Raw genomic sequence first — 24,091 nt, forward strand, 5'->3', positions numbered from 1 at the left:
GCGACCCGGAACAGGATGGCAACGGGGCGCACCGCTTTTAATCGCCTGCAAAATCCCTCTTGCTCTGTTCCACGTGGAACAAGAGCCTCTGTGGATAAGTCTGTGAATAATGTGATGGGAAGCGGTGGATCGAAGCGGGATATTGGGTGGATCGTGCAAAATGCATTTGTGCATCGCGCCCTGCCTTGCCAGAGGCAAATCCATGACAGACGAACTTCGCTCCACCGCTCTCGAGTCCAAGGCCTGGCCCTATGAGGAGGCTCGCAAGCTCCTCAAACGCTATCCTGACGGCAAGCCTGGTGGTGAGCCGATCTTGTTCGAAACCGGATATGGCCCATCGGGCCTGCCGCATATCGGCACCTTCAACGAAGTGCTGCGCACCACCATGGTCCGCAACGCCTTTCATGCGCTGTCGGACCAGAAGACCCGGCTGATCGCCTTTTCGGACGATATGGACGGATTGCGCAAGGTGCCCGACAACGTCCCGAACCAAGAGATGCTGCGCGAGCATCTCGGCAAGCCGCTGACCCAGGTGCCGGATCCGTTCGAGAAGTTCGACAGCTTTGCCGCGCACAACAACGCACTGCTGCGCCAATTTCTCGATCGCTTCGGCTTCGACTATGAATTCGCCTCCTCCACCGAATATTATCATTCGGGCCAGTTCGACGACGCGCTGCGGCTGGTGCTGAAACACTATCAGGGCATTCAGGATGTGATGCTCCCGACGCTGCGCGCCGAGCGCCGCGCGACCTATTCGCCGGTTCTGCCGATCAGCCCCAAATCGGGTATCGTGCTTCAGGTGCCGGTCGAGGTGATCGACGCCGAGGCGGGCTTGATCGCCTTCGACGACGAGGGAGAGCGGATCGTCCAGTCGGCGCTGGGCGGCCTGTCCAAGCTGCAATGGAAGGTCGACTGGGCGATGCGCTGGGTCGCGCTGGGCGTGGATTACGAGATGGCGGGCAAGGACCTGATCGACTCGGTCACCCAGTCGTCGAAGATCGCCCGAGTACTTGGCGGTCGCCCCCCCGAGGGCTTCAACTATGAGATGTTCCTCGACGAACATGGCGAGAAGATCTCCAAGTCCAAGGGCAATGGCCTCAGCCTCGACCAGTGGCTGACCTATGGCCCCGAAGAGAGCCTGGCGTTCTTCGCTTACCGCGAACCCAAAAAGGCCAAGCAGCTGCACATGGGCGTCATCCCGCGCGCGGTGGACGAATATTGGCAGTTCCGGGTCAACTATCCCAACCAGTCGCTCAAGGAGCAATTGGGCAATCCGGTGCACCACATCCATGACGGCAAACTGCCCGAGGGTGAGCTCCCGGTGACGTTCGGCCTGCTGCTCAACCTGGTGGGCGTGATGGGCGAGGCGACCAAGGAGCAGGTCTGGGGCTATCTTGCCAATTATGTGCCAGAAGCCTCGGCGGAGAAATATCCCGAGCTGGACCGGCTGATCGACCATGCGCTGGCCTATGCGCGTGACTTCGTCGCCCCGACGCTCCAGCGCCGCGCGCCCGAGCCGCATGAGGCCGAGGCACTGCGCCAGCTCGACGCGCAATTGGCGGCGCTCCCGGCGGGGGCGAGTGCCGAGGATATCCAGAACATCGTCTATGAGATCGGCAAGACCGACGCCTTCCCGTCGCTGCGCGACTGGTTCAAGGCGCTGTACGAGACGTTGCTGGGATCGGCGCAAGGGCCGCGCATGGGCAGCTTCATCGCGCTCTACGGTGTGGACAACAGCCGCAAACTGATCGCCGAGGCATTGGCCAAGGCCGCGTAACGGCTAGCTACCCTCACCCTTCCGGCGCTTCGCGCCTCCCTCCCTCTCCCATTGGGAGAGGGAAGGGGCCCGCCCGCTGAAAGCGGGTGGGAAGGGTGAGGGTAGAATTGTTTAGCGGAGATGCTCCGCAAAGAATGCCATGGTGCGTTCGTCCGCCAGCTTGGCGGACTCGTCCGACCGGCGCTGACCGAATTCGGTGGCGAAGCCGTGATCCTCACCGGGATAGTCGTACAGCGTGACCTTGGGGTGATCGTCCAGCCCCTCATGCATCCGCTTCTGCGCGTCCTTGTCGACGAAATGATCCTCCTCCGGGATATGGAGCAGCACCGGCTTGGCGATGGCGTGTTTCTCACCGAGCAACCCGTCTATGCCGACACCATAATAGCCGACACTGGCATCCACATCGGTCCGTGCCGCGGTCATGAAGGCGAGACGCCCGCCCAGACAATAGCCGACCACGCCGACCTTGAAGTCTGGGCCATGCTCTTCGCGGATCGCCTTGATCGTCGCCTCGATATCGCGAATGCCGCCATCTTGGTCGAATTGCCCCATCAGATCGAGTGCCTGCTGCATCTCGTTGGGAACGTCCGGGTCCAGTTCGATACCGGGCGCGATCTTGTGGAAAAGATCGGGGGCGACCGCCAGATAGCCCGCTTCGGCCAGCGTATCGCACTTTCGGCGGATGCCGGCATTGATCCCGAAAATCTCCTGAATGACGATGATCGCGGCCGAAGCTGTGCCCTCCGGCTCGGCATAATAAGCGTTGAACGGGCCTTCGCCGTGTGGGGCGGCGATGGTCTTGGTTCCGGTCATGCTGGTCTCCTGTGGTCGTCGCGACGATAACGCCTTATGCCTCACTTGGTCGCGTGAGGAGAATGGCACCATGAAAGTGAATGTGGAAATCGACTGCACGCCCGAAGAAGCGCGCCGCGCCATGGGGCTGCCCGACCTGACGCCGATCCATGAACGCTATGTCCAGATGATGCTCGACACGATGCAGTCGGGGGTGAAGCCCGAAATGGTCGAGGCGATGATGCGCAGCTGGGCGCCGATGGGCGAGGCGAGCATGGCGATGTGGCGTCGCATGTTCGAGGGGCAAAAGGGCTGATCGCCCCCAAGGATTAAAGGCATGACCGACACAATCTTCGCCGTCTCCAGTGGACAGCCGCCCGCCGCGATCGCGGTGATCCGCGTCAGCGGCCCGGTGGCGTTCGCCGTGGCCGAGCGTCTGGGCGGACGCTTGCCGGCACCACGTCGGGCAGGACTGCGATCGTTGCGGGACGGGGAGGGGGCGCTGCTCGATTCCGCCTTGATGCTATGCTTCCCCGGACCGGCGACGGCGACCGGGGAGGATCTGGTCGAGCTTCATTGTCATGGCGGGCGTGCTGTGGTCGCGGCGGTTGAAGCGGCGCTTGCCGCGCAGCCCGGTGTCCGTCGGGCCGAGCCAGGTGAGTTCACCCGCCGCGCGCTGCTCAATGGCCGGATCGATCTGGCCGAGGCGGAAGGGCTGGCCGATCTGCTCGAAGCCCAGACCGAACGTCAGCGCCGCGCCGCGATCAGCGCAGTCGAGGGGCGGGTCAGTCAGGCGCTGCGGGGATGGATGGACCGCTTGTCGGCGCTGTCCGCCATGATCGAGGTAATGCTCGATTTCGCCGAAGAGGATGACGTCCCGCTCGATACGGCTGTGGCGGCGCGGATCAGACAGGACATGGATGCGCTCGCGGCGGCGATGCTGGAGGTCGTGGAGCGGCCCCCGGTCGATCGCTTGCATGACGGTATTCGCGTCGTGCTGGCGGGCCCCCCCAATAGCGGCAAGTCGACCCTGCTCAATCTGCTGGTGGAGCGGGAGGCGGCGATCGTCTCCCCGATTGCGGGCACCACACGCGATCGGATCGAGGCGAGCGTGTTGCGGGGCGGCATCGCCTATATCCTGACCGACACCGCCGGGTTGGCGGAGGATACGGACGATGTGATCGAAGCGATCGGCGTCACCCGCGCGCAGGAGGCGATCCGACAGGCGGACATTTTGCTATGGATGGCGGACACGACGCCCCCCCGTGCGGATGCGATCTGGCTTCATAGCCGGGCCGATCTCGTCGGCCGGGAGGCACTGCCGGAGGGGCGGCGGCTGGCCGTTCGACGTGACGATGCGGCGAGCGTGGCGGCGGTGTGGGACGTGATCGCAGATGCAGCGGCGACGCTTCTCCCCCGCGAAGATAGCATCGGCTTCAAACGTCATCAGCAGGAGCAGTGCCGCCGGGCGACCGAGGCGCTGCTGGCTGCTCCTGCGGGTGACCTTTTGTTGATGGCGGAAGAGCTTCGGATTGCGCGTCAGGCACTGGCGGAATTGCTTGGGGTTAGCGCGACGGAGACTATGCTGGACGCCTTGTTCGGACGGTTCTGCCTGGGCAAATAATTGTTCCACGTGGAACGTTTACCATAGATCGCTTTGACGCTGACCCCGGCTTCCGGTAGGGCGAAGCCATGTTTGATGTCGTAGTGATCGGTGGCGGTCACGCGGGAACCGAGGCCGCTGCGGCGGCTGCGCGCCGGGGTGCGCGGACGGCCCTTTTGTCCTTCGACCGTCATGGCCTGGGCGCCATGTCCTGCAATCCGGCGATCGGCGGATTGGGGAAGGGCCATATCGTGCGCGAGGTCGATAGTTTTGACGGGCTGATCGGCCGCGCGGCGGATCAGGGCGCGATCCACTATCGGATGCTCAACCGTAGCAAGGGAACCGCGGTCCAGGGCCCGCGCGTCCAGGCCGACCGGCGACGCTATGCCGGGGCGATCCAGGCGATGTTGGCGGCGCAATCGAACCTGACCATCGTTGAGGGCGAGGCCGAAGCGCTGGTGCTGGATGGCGACCGGGTGACGGGCGTGCAGCTTGGCGATGGCACGATCCTGTCGGCTCGCGCAGTGGTGCTCGCGACCGGGACGTTCCTGGGCGGACGGCTGTTCCGGGGGGACGAGCGGCATCTGGGCGGGCGGATCGGCGAACGTGCCGCCACGCGGATGGCCGAGCAGTTGCGTGCGCTGGGGCTGCCCATGGCACGGATGAAGACCGGCACGCCACCACGTCTGGACGGCCGGACCATCGACTGGGCCAAGCTGGACGAACAGCCCTCCGATCTCGATCCCTGGACCATGTCGCCGATGACGGGCGAGCGGCCGCTGCCGCAAATCGTTTGTGCGATTACCCGGACGACCGAACAGACGCATGCGATCATCGCGGCGGCCTTTCACCGATCCCCGCTATTCACCGGTGCGATCGAGGCGAACGGGCCGCGCTATTGCCCGTCGATCGAGGACAAGATCAAGCGCTTCGCCGATCGCGACAGCCATCAAATCTTCCTCGAGCCCGAGGGGCTGGACGATCCGCTTGTCTATCCCAACGGCCTGTCGACCTCGCTGCCGACCGATGTGCAGGAGGCGATGATCGCCTCCATGCCGGGATTGGAACGTGCCGTCATCACGCTGCCGGGCTATGCGGTGGAGTATGACCATATCGATCCGCGCTCGCTCGACGCCCGGCTCGCACTGGGCGCGCTGGCGGGTGTGTTCTGCGCGGGGCAGATCAATGGCACCACCGGTTATGAAGAAGCGGCGGGGCAGGGGCTGATCGCCGGACTCAATGCCGCGGCGCATGCCTGCGACCTGAGCCCGGTCATTCTCGACCGGGCATCCAGCTATCTGGGGGTGATGATCGACGATCTGGTCCTTCAGGGCGTGACCGAACCCTATCGAATGCTGACGGCGCGCGCCGAATATCGGCTGTCGTTGCGGGCCGATAATGCCGAGACACGGCTTGGCGGAATGGCGGAAGCGGCGGGGTGTCTTTCGCCCGAAAGGCTGGCGCATCGACGCCGGCGGCAGGAGCAGCAGAGCCTGTTGCGCGAGCGGCTTGCGGTGGGCCGTACCGCGTCCGATCTCGCGCGGAGCGGTGCCGCGATCGCCCAGGATGGCGCGCGGCGGACGGCCTATGAATGGCTACGCTTCGATGGTGTCACGCTCGCGCATGTCGCACCAGAGGCGTCCGAAGGTTGCGATCCCGCGATCGTGGCGGAGACACTGGAGGATGCGCGCTACGCCCCCTATGTCGAACGACAGGCGGAGGAGGTCGCACGGCTTCGTGCCGATGAGCAGATCCTGCTGCCCCCCATGATCGACTATATGGCGATCCCCGGCCTGTCGCAGGAGATGATCGACCGCTTGAGCATGGCCCGTCCTGCCACTCTGGCGGCGGCCTCGCGCATTCGGGGGATTACCCCCGCCGCCCTGTCGGCGGTCCTTCTCCACGTACGAAAGATGGCGGCATGACCGAAGAGCAGGCGCGCGACTGGGTCGTGCAGCGTTTCGGCGAAGAGGCGGCTGAGCGTATCGACCACTTTCTCAATCTGGTGATCGTCGAGAACGACCAGCAGAACCTGATCGCGCCATCGACCATCGGCAGCATCTGGTCGCGGCATGCGCTCGACTCGGTGCAGTTGATTCCGCTGGCGGAGCGCTCGGACGGCCAGTGGGTGGACATCGGCACCGGCGGGGGCTTTCCCGGCATGGTGGTGGCACTAGCCTGGCCCGGTCGTGTCGCACTGGTCGAGCCCCGCAAGCGTCGCGCCGACTTCCTTCGCGAATGTGCCGAAACCCTGGGCGTGGCGGATCGCGTGACCGTCCATGCGTCCAAGATCGAGGCGGTGCAGGTCAAGGCCGACATTATTTCTGCTCGTGCCGTGGCAACAGTCGAAAATCTTTTGCGCGCGGCCGCTCACTGCGGCAAACAGGATACGCGGTGGCTGCTACCGCGCGGCCGCCTGGACGAGCGCGAAATCAAGACCCTTAAGCGGCAATGGCGCTTCGTGTTTCACGTGGAACATAGCATCACATCGGCGGACTCGTCGATCGTGATCCTCGACCGAGTAGGGGCCCGATGATCTGCGTTGCCATCGCGAACCAAAAGGGTGGGGTGGGCAAGACCACCAGCGCCATCAATCTGGCTACCGCACTGTCCGCGACGGGCCTGAACGTCTTGTTGATCGATCTCGATCCTCAGGGAAATGCCTCGACCGGTCTGGGTATCTCTAATAGCCAGCGCATGTTCTCCAGTTATCATGTCCTGCTGGGCGAGGCGCGGATCGACGATGCGGTCGTGCATACGCAGGTTCCGAGGCTGGACGTGGTGCCGGCCACGGTCGATCTGTCCGGTGCGGAATTGGAGCTTGTCGATTTCGAGAATCGGACCCATCGGCTCGATCAGGCGATGCGGCGGTCGCAGGGGAATTGGGACATTGTCCTGATCGATTGTCCGCCCTCGCTGGGGCTGCTGACGATCAACGCGATGGTCGCGTCCGATTCGCTTTTCGTGCCGCTGCAATGCGAGTTTTTCGCGCTGGAGGGGCTTTCGCAACTTTTGACCACGGTCGAGCGGATCAGGGCCCGGTTCAATCCGGGGCTGGCAATCCTTGGCGTGGCTTTGACGATGTATGACCGGCGCAACCGGCTGACCGACCAGGTGTCGGCAGATGTGCGCGCCGTTTTGGGAGGGGTCGTGTTCGATACGGTAATACCGCGCAATGTCCGGCTGTCGGAGGCGCCCAGCCATGGCTTGCCTGCGCTGATCTATGATTATCGTTGCGTGGGGAGCCAGGCCTATATTGCGCTGGCCCGTGAGTTGATCGCGCGGCTGCCGCTGGGCACGCAGCCGGGGGCGGCAGCGGCATGAGCGCCGAACCTGCGGCCAAGCGCCCTCGGCCCGGTCTGGGTCGTGGATTGGGTGCCCTACTCGGCGATATGGCGCGCGAGGCACCGATCCGCCCCGGCGATCAGCCAACGCCGGGCGGCGTGCGGATGCTGCCGGTCGGTTCGCTGTCGCCGCACCCCGATCAGCCGCGCCGTCATTTCGAGGAAGCGGCACTCGACGAACTTGCCGCGTCGATCGCGGCACGCGGGCTGATCCAGCCCATCGTCGTCCGTCCGCACGGCAAGGATTATCAGATCGTCGCGGGTGAGCGGCGTTGGCGGGCGGCGCAGCGGGCCCGGTTGCACGAGGTGCCGGTCGTCGTCCGGGATTTCGACGATGCCCAGACGCTCGAAGTAGCGCTGATCGAGAATATCCAGCGGCAGGACCTCAACGCGATCGAAGAGGCACAGGCCTATCAGCGGCTGGCGGGCGAGTTCGGCCATACGCAAGAGGCGCTGGCCAAGATCGTCCACAAGTCGCGCAGCCATGTCGCCAATCTCCTGCGTCTGCTCGAACTGCCCGACACGGTGCAGAGCCAGGTCGTCAGCGGCGCCCTGTCGATGGGCCATGCCCGCGCGTTGCTGGGCGCGAACGAGGTCGAATCGCTGGCCGATCAGGTCATCGCACGGGGCCTGAGCGTCCGCGAGACCGAGAAGCTGACCCGCGAGGCCAAGGGCGGCGGGCGTAAGGCGGCTTCGGGGGACAAGGGCTCAACCAAGCCGTCCGGGCAGGATGCCGCCGACGCCGATATCGCGGCGCTGGAGGGGCAGTTGGCCGATCTGCTCGGCCTGTCGGTACGGATCGCGCATGGCGAAAAGGGCGGTACACTGACCTTGAGCTATTCGACGCTCGATCAGCTCGACATGGTGTGCCAGCGACTGACCGGTGAGGGTATTTGAAAGCGGGACGCCGGTCTGTTTCGCAGACAGGCGCAGCTCGTTTTTGATTTTTGAGCGGGGTGGGCGTGGGCTGCGACTTCGCTCTGCCCGAACGGCTGTTGGTATGAGGCAGATTGACCCCATATCCCGTTCAGGCTGAGCGAAGCCGGAATCTAAGCGAATCTCTCACCCCCGCCGCGCGATTCCCTGCGCAATGATCGTCGCTTCCGACTCGGCCAGGACCGCTCCGGCATTGCCCGGCGCCATGACCGCACGTTCGGCGGCACGGATTCGGGCCAGAGCCCGCGCCAGCATCGCCGGGGTCCAGCGGCGCAGCGCGCGGGCAGTGCGAGCCTCGTCGCGGAAGAAGACACGGTGGCGTTTCATCACCGCGTCGACCGGTTCCCCCGCGTCGATATCGGCCCGCATCTCGGCCAGCGCGACCAGCCGCCGGGCAAGCGCGCGGAGCCACGGGATGGGTGATGCGCCACCTTCGTCCAGCAGGGCCAATTCGCCGCCCAGATCGCTGACCCGCCCTTCGACGACGGCCTCGACCGCATCGCCCATCTCGACTTCGCCCAGATCGGCGCCGATCGCGTCGATGGCGGCGTGATCGGCCTCACGCGGACGGTCGGGCGCGGCGTCCAGATAGAGCGACAGCTTCTCCAACTCGCGGGTCATGACCGACCGATCGGCCCCAGCGGCCTCCACCAGCCGCGCAGCGACGCCCGCCGCCAAGCGTAGACCCAAGTCCCCCGCGATGGTGTTCGCCAGTCGCTCGGCATCGGCGGCGGTGGGGGCGTAGCAGCCAAAGGCCATGGCGCGCGGTGAATCGAGCGCGAGCTTGACGATCTTGGCGGTCGTCTTGACCGTCGGGGCGATGGCGACGACCGGATTACCTGCCGATTCCGCTTCCAGCAGCGCAGTGAACGCCGCCAGGCCTTCCTCGCCCACGCTGGCAATGCGGATATGGCGCGGTCCGCCGAACAGCGACATGGCGGCGGCCTCATCGGTCAGCCTAGCGGGGTCGCTCTTCAGCGTCGCCGAATCGAGATCGATCCGTTCGGCTTCACGACCCATTGCGGTAGCGAGCAACCGCGCCAATTCGTTCGCCCCCGCCTCATCGGGGCCGTGCAGCAGATAGAGGCGAATATCGGCGGATGGACGGCTCAGCGCCTGGCGAATCTGGTTGGCGCTGGCTTTCACGATCCGTGAGCCCTCACGGCCGCGCGGAAACCATCGACTCGCCGGGACGCGACCGGGCATAGGTGGCCAGTCGCGCGACGATTTCGTCCGCGACGATGACCGACAGCCGTTCCAGCGCGGTATTCTCCGCCGCGATGGTCGCATATTCGGATCGGACCACGTCGATCCCGGCATCGGACCCGGCGGTAGCATCGACCAGCACCGCATTGCTCGTCTGGTCGACCAGCTGGTAGCGCGCGCGCAGGATACGCCGCTCGCGCACCACAGAGTCGTCGCGCCGCACGCCAAGCCCGCGAATCTGGTCGTCCAGTTTCACGTCCAGGCGATAGCGCGCCGTACCGTTCTTGCCGCCCAGCCGGTCGCTGAGCGCGTTGGCCATCAGCCAGCCCGCTTTCCCCTGAATCGGTGCGACCTCGATCTGTGACAGGGCGCTGGCGACCGGGCCCGAACTGCCCCCCGCGTAAAGCGGGTGCAGTCCACAGCCCGACAGGCCCAGCGTCAGCGCCAGACCGGCGGCGATTTGACAGAAGAGGGGCAGGGGAAGGGGGAGGGGGCGGGTCATGCGACGATATTTACCAGACGGTCGGGCACCACGATCACCTTCTTGGGCGTTGCGCCGTCGAGCGCGCGGACAATCTTGTCCGACGCCAGCGCGGTCGCCTCCAATACGTCCTTGGGCAGCCCCTTGGCGACGGTCAGCGTGTCGCGCAGCTTGCCGTTGACCTGCACCGCAACGGTGACCTCGTCCTCGACCAGCAGGCTCTCATCGACCACCGGCCAGGCAGCGTCGGCGATCAGGCCGTCCTGCCCCATGCCCGACCAGGCTTCCTCGGCCAGATGCGGGACCATCGGCGCGACCAGCAGCATGGTGGTGCGGATCGCTTCAGCGCGCGTGGCGGAGGGCTTGGCCTTTTCGATCGCGTTGACCAGCTCGTACAGCTTGGCGACCGCCTTGTTGAAGGCCAGCGCCTCGATGTCCGCCGCCACGCCCGCAATGGTCTGGTGCAGCTTGCGCGCCAGAGCCTTGTCCTCGCCCTCGGCAGCTTCCGAACCGTCGAACAGACGCCACAAGCGCTGGACGAAGCGCCACGAACCCTCGATGCCCGATTCCGACCAGGGCAGGTCGCGCTCGGGCGGGCTGTCGGACAGCATGAACCAGCGGACCGCGTCCGCGCCGTACTGATCCACAATGGGCTCGGGATCGACGGTGTTCTTCTTGGACTTGGACATTTTCTCGACGCGGCCGACGGTGATCGGCTGTCCGGTCGCGATCTCGATGCCGTCACGAATCTCGCCGGGCGCGAGCCAGCGGCCGTCCGACGACTTATAGCTTTCGTGCGTGACCATGCCCTGCGTGAACAGGCCCGCAAAGGGCTCCGCCACATCGATCAGGCCGATATGCTTCAACGCGCGCGTCCAGAAGCGGGCATAGAGCAGATGCAGGATCGCATGCTCGACGCCGCCGATATACTGGCCGACGGGCAGCCACTTCTTCACGACCTCGGGATCGAACGGGCGATCCTTGGGCTGGCTGGCGAAGCGGATGAAATACCAGGACGAATCGACGAAGGTGTCGAGCGTGTCGGTCTCGCGCCGGGCGGGCTTGCCGCAATTGGGGCAGTCGACATGCTTCCACGTCGCATGGCGATCGAGCGGATTGCCGGGGACATCGAAACTGACGTCCTCGGGCAGCGTCACCGGCAGCTGGTCCTTGGGCACCGGCACCGCGCCGCAATCGTCGCAATGGATGATCGGGATCGGCGTGCCCCAGTAACGCTGGCGGCTGACGCCCCAGTCGCGCAGGCGGTACACGGTCTGGCCCTGGCCCCAGCCTTCGCTTTCGGCGCGAGCGATGACGGCGGCCTTGGCGGCCTCCACGTCCATCCCGTCGAGCGGGCCGGAGTTCACCAGCTGGCCGCTGCCAGTATAGGCGGTGTCGCCTTCGAAGACGGGATCGGTGTTATCGCCGTCCGCGACGACGCGGGTAACGCTCAGGCTATATTTGCGCGCAAAGTCGAGATCGCGCTGGTCATGCGCGGGCACGCCCATCACCGCGCCCGTGCCGTAGTCCATCAGCACGAAGTTGGCGATATAGACGGGCAGGGTGATGCTCTCGTCCATCGGATGCTGCATCCGATAGCTGGTGTCGAAGCCCAGCTTTTCCTGCGTTTCCAGCTCGGCCGCGGTGGTGCCGCCCGCCTTGCAACGTTCGATGAACGCGGCCGCCTCGGCATTCGTCTCGGCCAGTTCGCGGGCGATCGGGTGGTCCGCCGCGATCGCGACGAAGCTGGCGCCGAAGATCGTGTCGGGGCGGGTCGAATAGACCTCGATCGGGGTCGCGAAGGGGGCGACCGGCGTGAAACGGAACTGAAGGCCCTTGCTGCGGCCGATCCAGTTCTCCTGCATCAGCTTCACCTTGTCGGGCCAATGCTCGAGCGTCGTCAGACCCTCCAGCAGCTCGTCGGCGAAGTCGGTGATCTTGAGGAACCACTGGTTCAGCTTGCGCTTCTCGACCAGCGCCCCCGAACGCCAGCCGCGCCCGTCGATCACCTGTTCGTTGGCGAGCACGGTCATGTCGACCGGATCCCAGTTGACCGCCGATTCCTTGCGATAGACCAGGCCGCCCGCATACAGGTCGAGGAACAGCGCCTGCTCATGCCCGTAATAATCGGGTTCGCAGGTCGCGATCTCGCGCGTCCAGTCGAGCGCGAAGCCAAGCCGCTTCAGCTGCGCCTTCATCGTCGCGATATTGTCGCGGGTCCAGCCGCCCGGATGGACGCCCTTTTCCATCGCGGCATTCTCGGCGGGCATGCCGAACGCGTCCCAGCCCATCGGGTGGAGCACCTCATGCCCGATCATCCGCCGATAGCGCGCCAGCACGTCGCCCATCGTATAGTTGCGGACATGCCCCATATGGATGCGCCCCGAAGGATAGGGAAACATCTCAAGGACATAGCTACGCGGCTTGGGGCTGTGATCGTCGGCGGCAAAGGTGCGCCGCTCCTCCCAGATCCGCTGCCAGGTCGAATCCGATTTCAGGGCGTTGAAACGCGAGGCCATTCTTCTCGTCTTTTATCAGTTCGTGATCGACGCACGGCGCAGGTCGCGCGCCTTGGTCAGGATGATGTCTTCCAGCTTCTGGATGGTCGCGGCCTGAACGGGCGCTTCGACCCACTGGCCGCCGCGGTTCACCTCGCGCAGCGCGGTGACGCGCAGCGCATCGGCGCGCAGATCCTGGTCGAGGATGGTGACGGTGACCTTCATCCGCTCGGTCGGCGTCTGCGGATTGACGTACCAGTCGGTGACGATCACGCCGCCATTGGAATCGGTCTCGGCCAGCGGCATGAAGCTGAGCGTGTCGAGGCTGGCGCGCCACAGATAGGAGTTCACGCCGATCGTCGTCACCTTCGACGCGGCCAGATCGCCCTGCGGACGATCCTTCTTGCCGGCACAGGCGCCGAGCGACAGGGCGGCGATAACCGCGAACGCGGTGGCGGAACGGCGAAGCATCGGCATTGTCCTGACTGGGAATAAGGGTTGGTTATAGCCTCTACAGGGGCCCCGCCACCCCGGCAAGCATTCCGGCGAATCACGCGCCGAAGACCGATTCTGTGGAAGATGCGCAACACTCGGACAAGAATCGCGGATGCCAGCGTAACAATGGGATCGCTCGCCGCCGATTTCATGTTAGAGGCTATGTATCAAAGAGGTCTCATAAAGGGGTGGACCGTGTCGTTCGGGCGTGTGGTGATCGGAATCGCAATCGGGGCGCTTGCCGCCACGACTGCGCTGGTCGCGCCCGCCATCGGTGCGGTGGATCAGAATGGCCGGGCCCCCAAGCGCAGCCTCAGCCTGATGGGGCGCGGCGGCTTCACGCCCGCGGCGGCCGATCCCCGACTCGCGGCGATCTTCGCGCGGAGCGGTCTGGACGCAGGCGATCTGCGTTTCACCCCGGCGGAAAGCCAGCGTGGGGCCAATCGCCCGGTCACCGTGGCGGTCCGCGCCCGCACCAGCCGTACCAACGACGAACGCATCGCCGCCAATACCGCGCCGACGGTGGGACTGGCGCCCATCTCCTATAATCTGGGTGTTGCGGTGGGCTGGAAGCGCCTGGCCGTCACCGGCGAACTGGCGCGGGTCGATCTGGCGGGCCTGCCGGGCAGCCGCGAGAGTGCCGATGTGGCGGTCAGCTATAGCGCGAATCGCTTTACCGGCCGTGTGAAGGCATCGAGCGATCGCCCGATCGAGGGCGTGAACAAGCTGGTCGATATGCCGTCCAGCTATTCGCTCGACATGAGCAGCTCCTATTCGCTGACCCGCAACCTCGATGTGACGGCGGGCGTCCGCTATCGCTCTGATCGCGAACGTCTGGCGCGGATGGACGACGATCGCCGGAACAGCCAGGCGGTGTATCTGGGTACGGCCTTTCGCTTCTGATCCGGTGGACGGCGGCTACCCTGGTTCGATCGGCGTCATTCGGCGTTTATGACAGTCGTCCCTTGCTCTGCCCCCTTGATAGGTCGGGCGGGTGGTACGCTGGAGTTCGTCGGATAGCTTTTCCCATCGAATCGCAGCCGCGCGCGGTAACCGGGCAGGATGCCGCCGCCGGCCACCAGCACGCTCAGGTCATGCCAGCCATGCGAGCTGGTGCGCAGGACGCGGATCGGCGGGCGTGCGACGCGGATGTCGGATAGGACGCGATAGCCGTTGGGCGTGAGCGACAGGATGATCAGATCGCATCCGCCCGAGCCGCACAGGCTTACATCCCTGTTTCCCTCGCGACTCTGCCGGGCATAGACCAACGCCTCGGGGCGACCATCGTCGTTCAGATCACGAAGCGCATGGTCGTAGCGGGTCAGCTTGCGATCGCGGACATAGGCGGCCAGCCCGGCGGGAATCGGTATCGACGCGGGGGCAGCCGCCGCCAGGATCAGCGAGAATATCATCGCATTCCTTTCACCTTCGCGGTGACCTTAGCGCGCCGGATCGACCGTCCCATGACATAGTCACGACCGGGAAGCCCCACCCCAGGCATCGATCGCGGCCCAGCCGTCGAAGCGCCCGCGCAAGCGACGGAAACGGCGGGCATCCATTCCGCCCAGCGCGATCAGCGCCAGACCCAGCCCCCGCCCGATTCGTATCGCCCGATCGGGGCCGAGACTCGGCGCACCGGGATGCGAACGGGTCGGAAAGAGGGGGGAGACGAACAGCAGGTCCGCGCCTGCCTTCCGTCCCGCAATCGCCTCGGCGCGGTCATGCGCGGGCCAGCTTCGTAGACCCCGGCCCTTGCCGCCTTTGTGCACGCCATCGCCGGGCAGACCGCCCCCCGCGACCAGCAACAGCATTCGCCGTGCGCGCGTGATCCGCCATAGCCTGCGGTGAATCACCCTGCGCTCGGCATGCGGGGTGGCGTGATGGCGGAAGACCACGCCCGAACCCGGCGGCAGGCGCCGAAGTGCCGCCCAAAGCCCGTCGCCCAATCGCTCGTCGGTCATCAACCATGTCACGGGGTATCGGTCGGCCATCCTCGCGACTATAGCGCGAGGCATGACCGACGACAGCGTTTCCCGCCTTTCCACCGTCTCCGACCAGCTTCGGCGTGCCGCGAAGCTGGGGGATCATGCCATGCCCATCCTGATCGCGGTGTCGAAGACCCATGATGCCGAGACGATCCGCCCGTTGCTCGACGCGGGGCACCGCGTATTCGGCGAGAATCGCGTGCAGGAGGCGGCTGCCAAATGGCCTGCGCTGTGCGAAGGCTATGCGGGTGTCGAACTCCACCTGATCGGCCAGTTGCAGTCGAACAAGGCCGCCGACGCGGTCGCGCTGTTCGATGTGATCCACACCGTCGACCGCCCCTCGCTGATCGCCGCGCTGGCCGAGGCGATGGACAAGAGCGGGCGTCGGCCCGACTGCTTCCTTCAGGTCAATATCGGCGAGGAGGAGCAGAAGGGGGGCTGCGCCATCGCGGAGGCGCCCGCCATGCTGGAACAGGCGCGGGCGGCCGGGCTTCGCGTCATCGGCCTGATGGCGATTCCCCCGCACGGGGTGGATGCGGCACCCTATTTCGCGCTGCTCGCCAAGATGGCGCGGGAGATGGGGCTGGAAAAGCTCAGCATGGGCATGTCCGAGGATTATGAGGTCGCCGCGATGCTGGGGGCGAGCCATGTCCGGGTCGGCAGCGCGCTGTTCGGAGCACGCCAATGAGCAAGTTCGCCGCGTTGCTGTTCGATTTCGACGGCGTGCTGATCGACAGCGAATATGAGGGCAATCGCCATCTCGCCGAATGGCTGACCGCCAACGGCCACCCGCATACGCCCGAAGAGGCGATGCATCATTATATGGGCCTGGCGGGCAAGGACTTCGTCGCCGCGGTCGAGGGGCGGATCGGCTATGCCCTGCCGGATGCCTTTTACGAAGCACGTCGCGTCGAGGATATCCGCGCGATGGAAGAGGGCGTGGCGGCGATCGCCGGTGCGGTGGAGTTCGTCCGCTCGCTCCCCGCCGATTTCCCCAAGGCGGTGGTATCGTCCAGCCCGACCGTCTGGCTCGACCGGCATCTACGCCATCTGGGACTGCGCGAGGCGTTCAGCGATCACGTCTATAGCGGGCGCGAGCATGTGACGAGGGGCAAGCCGGCGCCCGACCTGTATCTCTTTGCCGCCGACCGGCTGGGCGTGCGGATCGAGGATTGCGCGATCCTGGAGGACTCCCCCGTCGGTGCAACCGGCGCGGTGGCCAGCGGCGGCCATGTCATCGGCATGTGCATGGGCAGCCATTGCGCGGTCGGGCATGACCAGCGGCTGCGCGACATCGGCGTCGCGGCGATCGCCCAGGATTATGCGGATGTGCGGCGGGAATTGGGGTTCTGAACCGCCAACCCCAACTTCCGTTCACGCTGAGCGAAGTCGAAGCGCACGTTCCGCGCTGGGCCACAAAGGCCAATCCCGTGGCCTTCGACTTCGCTCAGGCTGAACGGAAGGGGGGAAGGAGGACTTTCCTAAAGCTGGTGCCCGGTCCGGTCCCGCTTGGTCGCCAGATAGCGTTCGTTATGCGGATTGGGCGGCAGGCTGTGCGCCACCCGCTCGATCACCCGGACCCCTGCCGCCTCCAGCCCGGCGACCTTGGCCGGATTGTTGGTCAACAGCCGCACCTTGTCCTGCCCCAACAGGGTCAGCATCCGCGCCGCCACGCCGAAATCGCGCGCATCGATCGCAAAGCCCAGGCGGGTGTTGGCATCGACCGTATCGAACCCCTGGTCCTGAAGCTGATAGGCGCGCAGCTTGTTGACCAGGCCGATCCCGCGTCCCTCCTGCCGCAGATAGAGGAGGATTCCCCAGCCCGAGTCCGCGATCGCCTGGATCGCGGCATAAAGCTGCGGCCCGCAATCGCATTTCAGGCTGCCAAGCACATCGCCGGTCAGGCATTCGCTGTGCAACCGCACCAGAGGGGGTTGGCCGTCGGGCTGGCCGATCAGCAGCGCGACATGCTCGCCCGCCGCATGGGGCGAGCGGAAAGCGACGATTTCCGCATCCTCCGCGCCAGCGACGGGAAGGCGGGCGCGGGTCGCGATGGCCAGCGCCTCGGCATCTTCGTGCGCGGCGATGTCGGCCAGCGAAAGCGCCGCCTCCACCCCCGTCCCGCCGACGAAGAAGGCGGGAAGCATCCCCGCGATCCGCGCGAACCGGATGGCCGCCGCCGCGATCGCCGGATCGGGCAGCGGGAGCGCGCGATAGGGGCCCTTCAACGGCGTCGCGAGATCGAATTGCGGATCGGCCAGCGCGGTGGCGGCGGCGAAATCGATCCATGGCGCACGTTCGACCAGCACGGCGGCATCGGGGTCCGCCGCTTCGAGCTGGTTGATCAGCTTGAGCGTTGCCGCACGCCCGGCCGAGATCAGAACCGGCGCACGCGCTTCGGGATCGAAGGCGGACAAGCGCAGCGGATCGGCCGTCTCGACCGCGAGCAGCGCCTGCCCCTCGATCGCGATCGGCCAGCCCCGGCGCAGCGCGTCGATCGCGCGGGCGGCGGCCTTGGGGTCAGCGGTCAAAAATCGAATTCCGTCATGATCGGGATATGGTCGGACGGCTTGAGCCAGCTCCGGCACCCCTCGAACACCTGGTGCGACACGGCCTTTGCCGCGACGTCGCGCGTCGCCCACATATGGTCGAGCCGCCGCCCGCGATCCGATGCCGCCCAATCCTTCGCGCGGTAGCTCCACCAGGTGTAGAGCCGCTGCGGCGCCGGGGTGAAATGGCGGCCAAGATCGACCCAGTCGTTCGACGCCTGAAGCCTGGCCAGCGTCTCCACCTCGATGGGGGTGTGGCTGACCACGTCGAGCAGCTGCTTGTGGCTCCATACGTCCGACTCGAGCGGCGCGATGTTAAAATCGCCGGTCAGGATGGTCGGGCAGTCGAGCTTCTCCGACCAGTCGATCATGCGGCCCAGGAAATCGAGCTTCTGCCCGAATTTCGGATTCACCTCTCGGTCGGGCACGTCGCCGCCCGCCGGGATATAGACATTCTCCAGCCGCACGCCGTTCGGCAGCCGGATGCCGACATGCCGCGCCTCGGCATTGGCCTGCCAGTCCAGGCGGTCGTCCTCGGTGATCGGGACCCGGCTGGCGATGGCGACGCCGTGATGCATCCGCTGGCCATGGATGATGATGTGCTCGTAACCCGCCGCGCGGAACAGATCGAACGGGAAGTCGTCATCGACGACCTTCGTCTCCTGCAGGCACAGCACATCGGGCTCGGCTTCCTTCAGGAATTGCTCGACGATGGCGGCGCGGAAACGCACCGAGTTGATGTTCCAGGAGGCGATTTTCACGGACGTCGATGTAGCGGCGGGGCGAGGGGGAGACAAGATTACCCGCTTCATGGGGTGGCGTTGCATATCTCCGTACCACCCCGGCGGAGGCCCGGGTCCAGATACGACGGACTATCGGGGGCGCGGCGTTTTTGCCTTCCACGCAATGCGATGCGCGCCATCAGCGACATGGCCCGGGCCTTCGCCGGGGTCGAGAAGAAGAGGTGCAGAAAAGGAAAGGCCCCCGCTCCGGGGGCATGGAGCGAGGGCCGACCTAGCGTTCGTCACGCAGGCGGGATGAGGATGCTCGTCCGAGCAACAGGGGGGAATCTCGAAGGCCCCTCAACCGCAAAGCCCTGATAGGACAGGAAACCTGTCGCCCGGATGAATGAAACGGTCCGCGAGCGTTCAGTTTCGCGCCGCGCCTCTCCGCGGGTCGTTGAATCGGAACGCCTTATCGTCCACCGGTACGCCGAATCGCTGGTTGGACAGGCGGATGGTGGTTCGGTTGTTCTGGCTGTCGAGCGCGACCCAACCCTGCATCATCAGCCCGCTAGGCGCCGAGGCATCGCGCGCGAAGACCAGAGTGATCTTGCCATATTCGGGATGCTTGGGGTCGTTCGCCTCGACCGAGAGCAGTCGCGAATCGGCGCTGGGCACCACCTTGGCATAGCGGCCGATGTCGCGGCTGGGGTCGAGCAGCACGCCGAGCGGCGAGTTCTTGATCGGCCAGCGCTGCACCTGGCGCACCGAATAGTCGATGAAGGTCAACGCGCCGCCATCCGCCACGATCAGCAGGGGCACGCCCTTTTCATATTGAAACCGGATCCGGCCCGGCTTCTTCATGGTCAGCGTGCCGGTCAGCACTTTGCCGGCGCGATCGGTCTGGGTGAAGTCGGCGGTCATCGTCTGCACCGATTGCAGGTGACGCTGCACCGCCGCCAGATCGCCGCTGGCTTGCGCAAGGGCGGGGAGGGGGGCGGCGATCATCGCCATGGCGGTCGGCGCCAACAGGGCGGACGCCACAATCGAACGGATCATATCAAACTCCTTTGGCCGACCGTCATGCGTGCGGCCTATTGAACGGGTCGTGAATCGCGGGGGTCACAGGGTGAAGGCGGCTTTCAGCCCCAATATGGTGACGTCGTCGGTCTGCGAATAGCCGCCGGGATGGTGGACGAACTGGACGTTGGGCCGCATCTCCAGCCATTCGGCGGGATGGATGCTGTAATAGACCTCGGCGGCATATTCCGATCCCTGCACCGCGGGCCGGGTGGGATCGAGTCGCTGGCCCTGCGCCACCCGCCCGTTCACATGCGTCCGCGCCACGCCGAAGCCCAGCACGTCGCCCGGCACGGCGGGGACCAGCCCCTTGTAGAACAGGCCTGCCGCGACCTGATTGTCGGTGACGCTGGTCGCACGGTCGGCCTGGGTCGCGTTGAGGAAGACGCTGAGGCCGTTTTCGGCCTTGCCGTCCTTGGTCGCGCCGGTCAGCTGCTGCTGGATATTCATATAGACGCCGTAGCGGCTGCTCCGCTCCAGCGGGGCTAGCCCGGTGATCGCGATCGGACGACGGTTGATGTCCAGGAAGACGTCCGCCGCATCCGCCGTCGCGACCCAGCCGCCCAGCTTGTACGACCCGATCCGCCCAGCGCTGGCATTGTTGATCCAGCCGATCTCGGCAGGAACCAGCACCCCGGTCGCCCCCTTGAAATGGCCGATGAAGAAGTCGGTATCCAGGTTGCGCGGATTGATCTCATAGACCGCGCCCTGGACGTACAGATCGTCGCGCGGCTCATAACGCAGCCGCGCGCCCCACTGGCTGACCGGCCAGTTCTGCCAATAGTCGCCGACCAAATTGCCCGGCTGCGCGCCGCAGAAGCTGAGATTCATGAAGTGGCAGGAGAAGATGGCGAAATCCTCGCCCGGATTGGTGCGGCCCAGCTTCAGCTCGAACCGCTCGCCGATCCGCTGCTCGTACCAGAATTGGGTCAGGCGCAGCGTCTGGCCGCGACCATAGACCTCCTGCACCTGTTGCAGCGTGCCCAGATTGGCGTCGTCGCTCAGGTTGCGGCCGCGTCGATAGGTGAGGGTGGCCTGGAACGCCCCGCCCTTCAGTCCCATCACCTTTTCTAGATCGAACAGCGCGCCCGCATCGAACTGCCCGGTTTCGCGAAACAGCGTCTTGCGGCCGCCGGTCACATTGGCGGCGCTTTCCGATGCATAGCGGGCGGTCACGGTGATACCGCGCTGATTCAGCCTGGTGCGGATCTCGTGCCAGTCGCCGATGATCCCCGGCGGCGGCGTGCGGCGCGGGTCGGCGGTGAGCGCGGAGGGCGCGATGTCCGAGGGGCGGACGGGACGGCGGCGGGTGGGGGGCCGCAGCGTATCACCGGTGGCGGCTTCGGGCGTGGCGCGGGAGGCGACGGGCACGGGGTCGGTGGTCTGCTGAGCCGTCGCCGCGATAGGCGCAGCGGCGAGAATCGATGCCCAGATTATCGCCCTGTTCATAACCCCTTGTCCCCCCACGAGCTTATCGTTGCGGCAGGCAAACGATTCGAAGGGTAAAAGGTGCCGTATGCGTCACCTGCCTCTTCCTCCCCTGCAAGGAGAGGTGGCAGGCCAAAGGCCTGACGGAGGGGTGTCACCGGTGGCGAGGTTTCCTATCCTTACCAGCGGGGACACCCCTCCACCAGCTGCGCTGGTTCCCCTCCCCTTATAGGGGAGGAAGACGTCATTCCTCGTTCGTTGCGCTACGGACCTGATCGACATAGTCGCCATATCCCTGCGCCTCCATCTCGCCGAGCGGCACGAAGCGCAGCGACGCCGAGTTGATGCAGTAGCGCAGGCCGCCGCGATCGCGCGGGCCGTCGGGGAAGACATGGCCCAGATGGCTGTCGCCATGCGCCGAGCGGACCTCGGTGCGGATCATCCCGTGCGTGGTGTCGCGCAGCTCGTTGACATGGGCGGGCTCGATCGGCCGGGTGAAGCTGGGCCAGCCGCAATGCGAATCGAACTTGTCGGCGGAGGCGAACAGCGGCTCGCCCGAGACGATGTCGACATAGAGGCCTGGTTCGCGGGTGTGCAGATATTCGCCGGTGCCGGGGCGTTCGGTGCCGCTCTGCTGGGTCACATAATATTGCTCCGGGGTCAGCTTCGCGAGCGCTTCCTCGGTCTTGGCGTAACGGGTGTCGGCCATGGGGGACTCCTTTGATGGGTTCAGGCTTCGGCGGCGATCTGGCGCAGTGCCTGTTCGAAAGCTTCGGGCGGTTGCCCACCCGAGATCAGGTAACGATTGTCGATAACGATGGCGGGCACCGATTGGATGCCGCGACCCTGCCACAGCCGCTCGGCCTCGCGCACCTCGGCCGAATAGCGGTCGGACGTCAGGATGGCGCGGGCGTCATCCTCCGACAAATCGGCACGCACCGCAGCGGCGAGCAGCACGTCGTGGTCTGAAATATCCTCGCCCCGCGTGAAATAGCTGTCGAACAGCGCGTGCTTCAATGCGGCCTGTCGCCCTTCGATCGCCGCCCAGTGGAGCAGGCGATGCGCATCGAAGCTGTTATAGATTCGCGACGTATCGCCCATCGCCATGGTGAAGCCGACCGCCGCCGCGCGTTCGCGGATCGTCGCGCGGTTGGCGGCGGACTGTTCGGGCGTCGCGCCATATTTGCGGCCGATATGCTCGACGATATTCTCGCCTTCGGGCGCCATGGCGGGGTTCAGCTCGAAAGGCTGGAAGTGAATCTCCGCCGCGACCGTATCGCCCATCCGCTCCAAGGCGATCTCCAGCCCACGCAAACCGATGATGCACCAGGGGCAGGAAATGTCGGAGACGAAATCGATTCGGATCGGGCGGGGCATCGGGGGTCCTGATTGACGTGGCCGCGAACGGCGTGGGACCTTATGTGGGAAAGCCGAACGCCTGGGCAAAGGGGCGGGAGCGCAAAGCTGCGTTTCGCCTTTTGGCCGGACACCCCTCTTCGCGCCCGATGCGCCTGCGACCAAGGAGTAAGCCCATGACCCGAACCGCACTTGTCACCGGTGCCACCGCCGGAATCGGAGCCGCGACCGCGCGCGCCTTCGTCGCGGCCGGATGGCGAGTGATCGGGACGGGGCGCCGCGCCGACCGGTTGCAGGCGCTGGCCGACGAACTGGGCGAGGCGTTTCACCCGCTCGCCTTCGACATCACCGACGAGGCCGCGCTCGATGCAGGGCTGGCCAGCCTGCCGCAGGATTTCGCGGAGATCGACCTGCTGATCAACAATGCCGGTCTCGCGCTCGGCACCAAGCCCGCCCAGGACAGCGACCTGGCCCAGTGGCGGACGATGATCGCGACCAATATCGACGGGCTGATCACCATCACCCACCGGCTGCTCCCCCGCCTGATCGAGCGGCGGGGAGGGATCATCAACCTGTCTTCGGTCGCGGCCAATTACCCCTATACCGGCGGCAACGTCTATGGCGGGACCAAGGCGTTCGTGAAGCAATTCTCGCTCAACCTGCGCGCCGACCTGCATGGCAAGGGGGTGCGGGTGACCTCGATCGAGCCGGGCATGGTCGAAACCGAGTTCACCACCATCCGCACCGGCGGCGATCAGGCGGCGTCGGATGCGCTTTATGCGGGGTCCAACCCGATGACGGGGGAGGATATCGCCGCGACGCTGCTCTGGGTGGCCGAACTGCCGCCGCATCTCAACATCAACCGGCTGGAGCTGATGCCGGTCAGCCAGTCCTTTGCCGGATTCCAGGTCGCGCGCGAGGCGTGATCTCTAGAGCGGTCGGTGCATCACCAGCGCATCGACCGGCCCCAATGCCGGGTGCCGAAACGCCCCCGGCACCCGGCCGACCGTCGCGAAGCCCAGCGAGGTCCACAGATGCACGGCGGGGGCATTGGCGCTGACGACGAAGTTGAATTGCATCGCGGTGAAGCCGCGCGCCCGCGCCGCGTCGAGCGAATGCAGCGCCATCGCCCTGGCAACGCCACGGCCGCGCGCGGCGGGGCTGGTCATATATCCGGCGTTGGCGACATGATCCCCGCCGCCCGCCTGATTGGGCCGCAGAAAATAGGTGCCGAGGATCGCGCCCTCCTGCGCGAACACAAAGGTCCTTTTGTCCGGTGCGTACCAATAGGCCAGGGCATCCTCCTCCGTCATGGTCGGATCCAGCGCATAGGTCTCGCCCGCGCGGATCACCGGCAGGATGATCGCGGCGATGGCGGGGGCGTCGTCAGGTGTGGCGGGGCGAATTGGCATGAAACGGCGATACGCGTCCGCTGCGCGATTGGCGATTCACCTGACAGCGGCTTGATTCCGCCGTGGCGTCGGATGTTGTCTCGCTAGGGTGGAAAGCCGAGGTCGGGGGCATCGACTTACTCCTCGTACCCGATGGCCATAAACTCGAAATTCCTGAGTCCCGACAAAGGCGAAGAGGAGTTTTCGAGCGACACAGGCGATCATCGGCGATCGGTGTCGCCATAACCCGTAGAAGCTGGAAAAAGCGCCGCTGACTGCGACGAAGGCGACTTGTGGAACAAGTCGCTGGAGCGGGCGAAGGGATTCGAACCCTCGACCCCAACCTTGGCAAGGTTGTGCTCTACCCCTGAGCTACGCCCGCTCTGGCGTTCCGAACCGGCTGACCGGCTGGGGTGAGGCGGGCTATTAGATGGGGGTTTTCGAACCG

The 24,091-nt window shown here is 65.7% G+C and carries 25 protein-coding genes and 1 tRNA gene; 11 read left to right on the forward strand and 15 right to left on the reverse strand.

What is annotated here, in order from left to right; all coding sequences use genetic code 11:
• The first annotated feature begins 202 nt into the window (after window positions 1-202).
• The gene (locus ACWPWT_RS04525; RefSeq protein WP_454278737.1) at window positions 203-1,777 is read left to right on the forward strand and encodes a lysine--tRNA ligase; all 1,575 of its coding nucleotides are present in this window, start codon (window positions 203-205) and stop codon (window positions 1,775-1,777) included.
• Between the two features lie 111 nt (window positions 1,778-1,888).
• Here ACWPWT_RS04525 and ACWPWT_RS04530 read toward each other — a convergent pair whose 3' ends face one another.
• Entirely contained in the window at window positions 1,889-2,590 is a 702-nt protein-coding gene (locus ACWPWT_RS04530; protein WP_261268434.1) for a dienelactone hydrolase family protein, read from the reverse strand.
• Window positions 2,591-2,660: 70 nt separating this feature from the next.
• Here ACWPWT_RS04530 and ACWPWT_RS04535 point away from each other — a divergent pair, with 70 nt between their 5' ends.
• The 6 genes from ACWPWT_RS04535 (at window position 2,661) to ACWPWT_RS04560 (ending at window position 8,413) form a co-directional block, all read left to right on the forward strand.
• Window positions 2,661-2,885 (forward strand): DUF6489 family protein, encoded by a 225-nt coding sequence (locus tag ACWPWT_RS04535; protein ID WP_261268435.1) that lies wholly within the window; start codon window positions 2,661-2,663, stop codon window positions 2,883-2,885.
• 21 nt (window positions 2,886-2,906) lie between these two features.
• On the forward strand, window positions 2,907-4,193 hold the full coding sequence (gene mnmE / locus ACWPWT_RS04540) for a tRNA uridine-5-carboxymethylaminomethyl(34) synthesis GTPase MnmE (RefSeq protein ID WP_454278738.1): 1,287 nt from the start codon (window positions 2,907-2,909) through the stop codon (window positions 4,191-4,193).
• 68 nt (window positions 4,194-4,261) lie between these two features.
• Window positions 4,262-6,097: a tRNA uridine-5-carboxymethylaminomethyl(34) synthesis enzyme MnmG gene (mnmG, locus tag ACWPWT_RS04545; protein WP_454278739.1), complete on the forward strand. Its 1,836-nt coding sequence runs from the start codon at window positions 4,262-4,264 to the stop codon at window positions 6,095-6,097.
• Window positions 6,094-6,708, forward strand: a complete 615-nt coding sequence (gene rsmG, locus ACWPWT_RS04550) for a 16S rRNA (guanine(527)-N(7))-methyltransferase RsmG (RefSeq protein ID WP_261268438.1) — start codon at window positions 6,094-6,096, stop codon at window positions 6,706-6,708. The genes mnmG and rsmG overlap by 4 nt, the downstream gene beginning before the upstream one ends.
• The gene (locus ACWPWT_RS04555) at window positions 6,705-7,496 is read left to right on the forward strand and encodes a ParA family protein (protein WP_261268439.1); all 792 of its coding nucleotides are present in this window, start codon (window positions 6,705-6,707) and stop codon (window positions 7,494-7,496) included. The genes rsmG and ACWPWT_RS04555 overlap by 4 nt, the downstream gene beginning before the upstream one ends.
• The gene (locus ACWPWT_RS04560) at window positions 7,493-8,413 is read left to right on the forward strand and encodes a ParB/RepB/Spo0J family partition protein (RefSeq protein WP_261268440.1); all 921 of its coding nucleotides are present in this window, start codon (window positions 7,493-7,495) and stop codon (window positions 8,411-8,413) included. The genes ACWPWT_RS04555 and ACWPWT_RS04560 overlap by 4 nt, the downstream gene beginning before the upstream one ends.
• Before the next feature lie 165 nt (window positions 8,414-8,578).
• Here ACWPWT_RS04560 and holA read toward each other — a convergent pair whose 3' ends face one another.
• From holA to ACWPWT_RS04580, 4 genes are read right to left on the reverse strand one after another with little or no spacing between them, the layout of a single operon-like run.
• Window positions 8,579-9,598, reverse strand: a complete 1,020-nt coding sequence (holA, locus tag ACWPWT_RS04565) for a DNA polymerase III subunit delta (protein ID WP_454278740.1) — start codon at window positions 9,596-9,598, stop codon at window positions 8,579-8,581.
• A 13-nt stretch (window positions 9,599-9,611) separates the two neighbouring features.
• Window positions 9,612-10,160, reverse strand: coding sequence for an LPS assembly lipoprotein LptE (lptE, locus tag ACWPWT_RS04570; protein ID WP_261268442.1), 549 nt, complete (start codon window positions 10,158-10,160; stop codon window positions 9,612-9,614).
• Window positions 10,157-12,658, reverse strand: coding sequence for a leucine--tRNA ligase (gene leuS, locus ACWPWT_RS04575; RefSeq protein ID WP_454278741.1), 2,502 nt, complete (start codon window positions 12,656-12,658; stop codon window positions 10,157-10,159). Before leuS ends, lptE begins: the two co-directional genes overlap by 4 nt.
• A 15-nt stretch (window positions 12,659-12,673) precedes the next feature.
• A complete protein-coding gene (locus tag ACWPWT_RS04580) occupies window positions 12,674-13,108 on the reverse strand; it encodes a DUF3576 domain-containing protein (RefSeq protein WP_261268444.1) in 435 nt (144 codons plus the stop codon).
• Between the two features lie 219 nt (window positions 13,109-13,327).
• Between ACWPWT_RS04580 and ACWPWT_RS04585 the strand changes: the two genes are divergently transcribed.
• Window positions 13,328-14,035, forward strand: coding sequence for a hypothetical protein (locus ACWPWT_RS04585; RefSeq protein WP_261268445.1), 708 nt, complete (start codon window positions 13,328-13,330; stop codon window positions 14,033-14,035).
• Window positions 14,036-14,070: 35 nt separating this feature from the next.
• On the opposite strand, the gene ACWPWT_RS04590 is transcribed toward ACWPWT_RS04585, so the two are convergent.
• Window positions 14,071-14,544: a hypothetical protein gene (locus ACWPWT_RS04590; protein ID WP_454278742.1), complete on the reverse strand. Its 474-nt coding sequence runs from the start codon at window positions 14,542-14,544 to the stop codon at window positions 14,071-14,073.
• 60 nt (window positions 14,545-14,604) lie between these two features.
• A complete protein-coding gene (locus tag ACWPWT_RS04595) occupies window positions 14,605-15,093 on the reverse strand; it encodes a thiamine phosphate synthase (protein ID WP_454278743.1) in 489 nt (162 codons plus the stop codon).
• A gap of 52 nt (window positions 15,094-15,145) precedes the next feature.
• Here ACWPWT_RS04595 and ACWPWT_RS04600 point away from each other — a divergent pair, with 52 nt between their 5' ends.
• Together ACWPWT_RS04600 and ACWPWT_RS04605 are read left to right on the forward strand one after the other, a co-directional pair.
• A complete protein-coding gene (locus ACWPWT_RS04600; protein ID WP_454278744.1) occupies window positions 15,146-15,805 on the forward strand; it encodes a YggS family pyridoxal phosphate-dependent enzyme in 660 nt (219 codons plus the stop codon).
• A complete protein-coding gene (locus tag ACWPWT_RS04605) occupies window positions 15,802-16,470 on the forward strand; it encodes an HAD family hydrolase (RefSeq protein WP_454278745.1) in 669 nt (222 codons plus the stop codon). Before ACWPWT_RS04600 ends, ACWPWT_RS04605 begins: the two co-directional genes overlap by 4 nt.
• A 128-nt stretch (window positions 16,471-16,598) precedes the next feature.
• On the opposite strand, the gene ribA is transcribed toward ACWPWT_RS04605, so the two are convergent.
• The 6 genes from ribA to ACWPWT_RS04635 form a co-directional block, all read right to left on the reverse strand.
• Complete coding sequence (ribA, locus tag ACWPWT_RS04610) at window positions 16,599-17,648, reverse strand: GTP cyclohydrolase II (protein ID WP_454278746.1); 1,050 nt, start codon at window positions 17,646-17,648, stop codon at window positions 16,599-16,601.
• Window positions 17,645-18,478, reverse strand: a complete 834-nt coding sequence (locus ACWPWT_RS04615) for an exodeoxyribonuclease III (RefSeq protein ID WP_261268450.1) — start codon at window positions 18,476-18,478, stop codon at window positions 17,645-17,647. The genes ribA and ACWPWT_RS04615 overlap by 4 nt, the downstream gene beginning before the upstream one ends.
• A gap of 336 nt (window positions 18,479-18,814) precedes the next feature.
• On the reverse strand, window positions 18,815-19,447 hold the full coding sequence (locus ACWPWT_RS04620) for a LolA family protein (RefSeq protein WP_454278747.1): 633 nt from the start codon (window positions 19,445-19,447) through the stop codon (window positions 18,815-18,817).
• A gap of 63 nt (window positions 19,448-19,510) precedes the next feature.
• The gene (locus ACWPWT_RS04625; protein WP_454278748.1) at window positions 19,511-20,917 is read right to left on the reverse strand and encodes a carbohydrate porin; all 1,407 of its coding nucleotides are present in this window, start codon (window positions 20,915-20,917) and stop codon (window positions 19,511-19,513) included.
• A gap of 223 nt (window positions 20,918-21,140) precedes the next feature.
• Window positions 21,141-21,605 (reverse strand): peptide-methionine (R)-S-oxide reductase MsrB, encoded by a 465-nt coding sequence (gene msrB, locus ACWPWT_RS04630; protein WP_454278749.1) that lies wholly within the window; start codon window positions 21,603-21,605, stop codon window positions 21,141-21,143.
• A 20-nt stretch (window positions 21,606-21,625) separates the two neighbouring features.
• A complete protein-coding gene (locus ACWPWT_RS04635) occupies window positions 21,626-22,273 on the reverse strand; it encodes a DsbA family oxidoreductase (protein ID WP_454278750.1) in 648 nt (215 codons plus the stop codon).
• Window positions 22,274-22,428: 155 nt separating this feature from the next.
• Between ACWPWT_RS04635 and ACWPWT_RS04640 the strand changes: the two genes are divergently transcribed.
• Window positions 22,429-23,178, forward strand: a complete 750-nt coding sequence (locus ACWPWT_RS04640; RefSeq protein ID WP_454278751.1) for an SDR family NAD(P)-dependent oxidoreductase — start codon at window positions 22,429-22,431, stop codon at window positions 23,176-23,178.
• Between the two features lie 3 nt (window positions 23,179-23,181).
• Here the strand turns inward: ACWPWT_RS04640 and ACWPWT_RS04645 are convergent, their stop codons facing one another.
• Window positions 23,182-23,664 carry an N-acetyltransferase family protein gene (locus tag ACWPWT_RS04645; RefSeq protein ID WP_454278752.1) on the reverse strand — a complete coding sequence of 161 codons (483 nt, stop codon included), beginning with the start codon at window positions 23,662-23,664 and terminating at the stop codon, window positions 23,182-23,184.
• A 286-nt stretch (window positions 23,665-23,950) separates the two neighbouring features.
• A tRNA-Gly gene (locus ACWPWT_RS04650) sits at window positions 23,951-24,025 on the reverse strand.
• Between the last annotated feature and the right edge of the window lie 66 nt (window positions 24,026-24,091).

Source organism: Sphingomonas sp. Marseille-Q8236 (genome assembly GCF_965112005.1).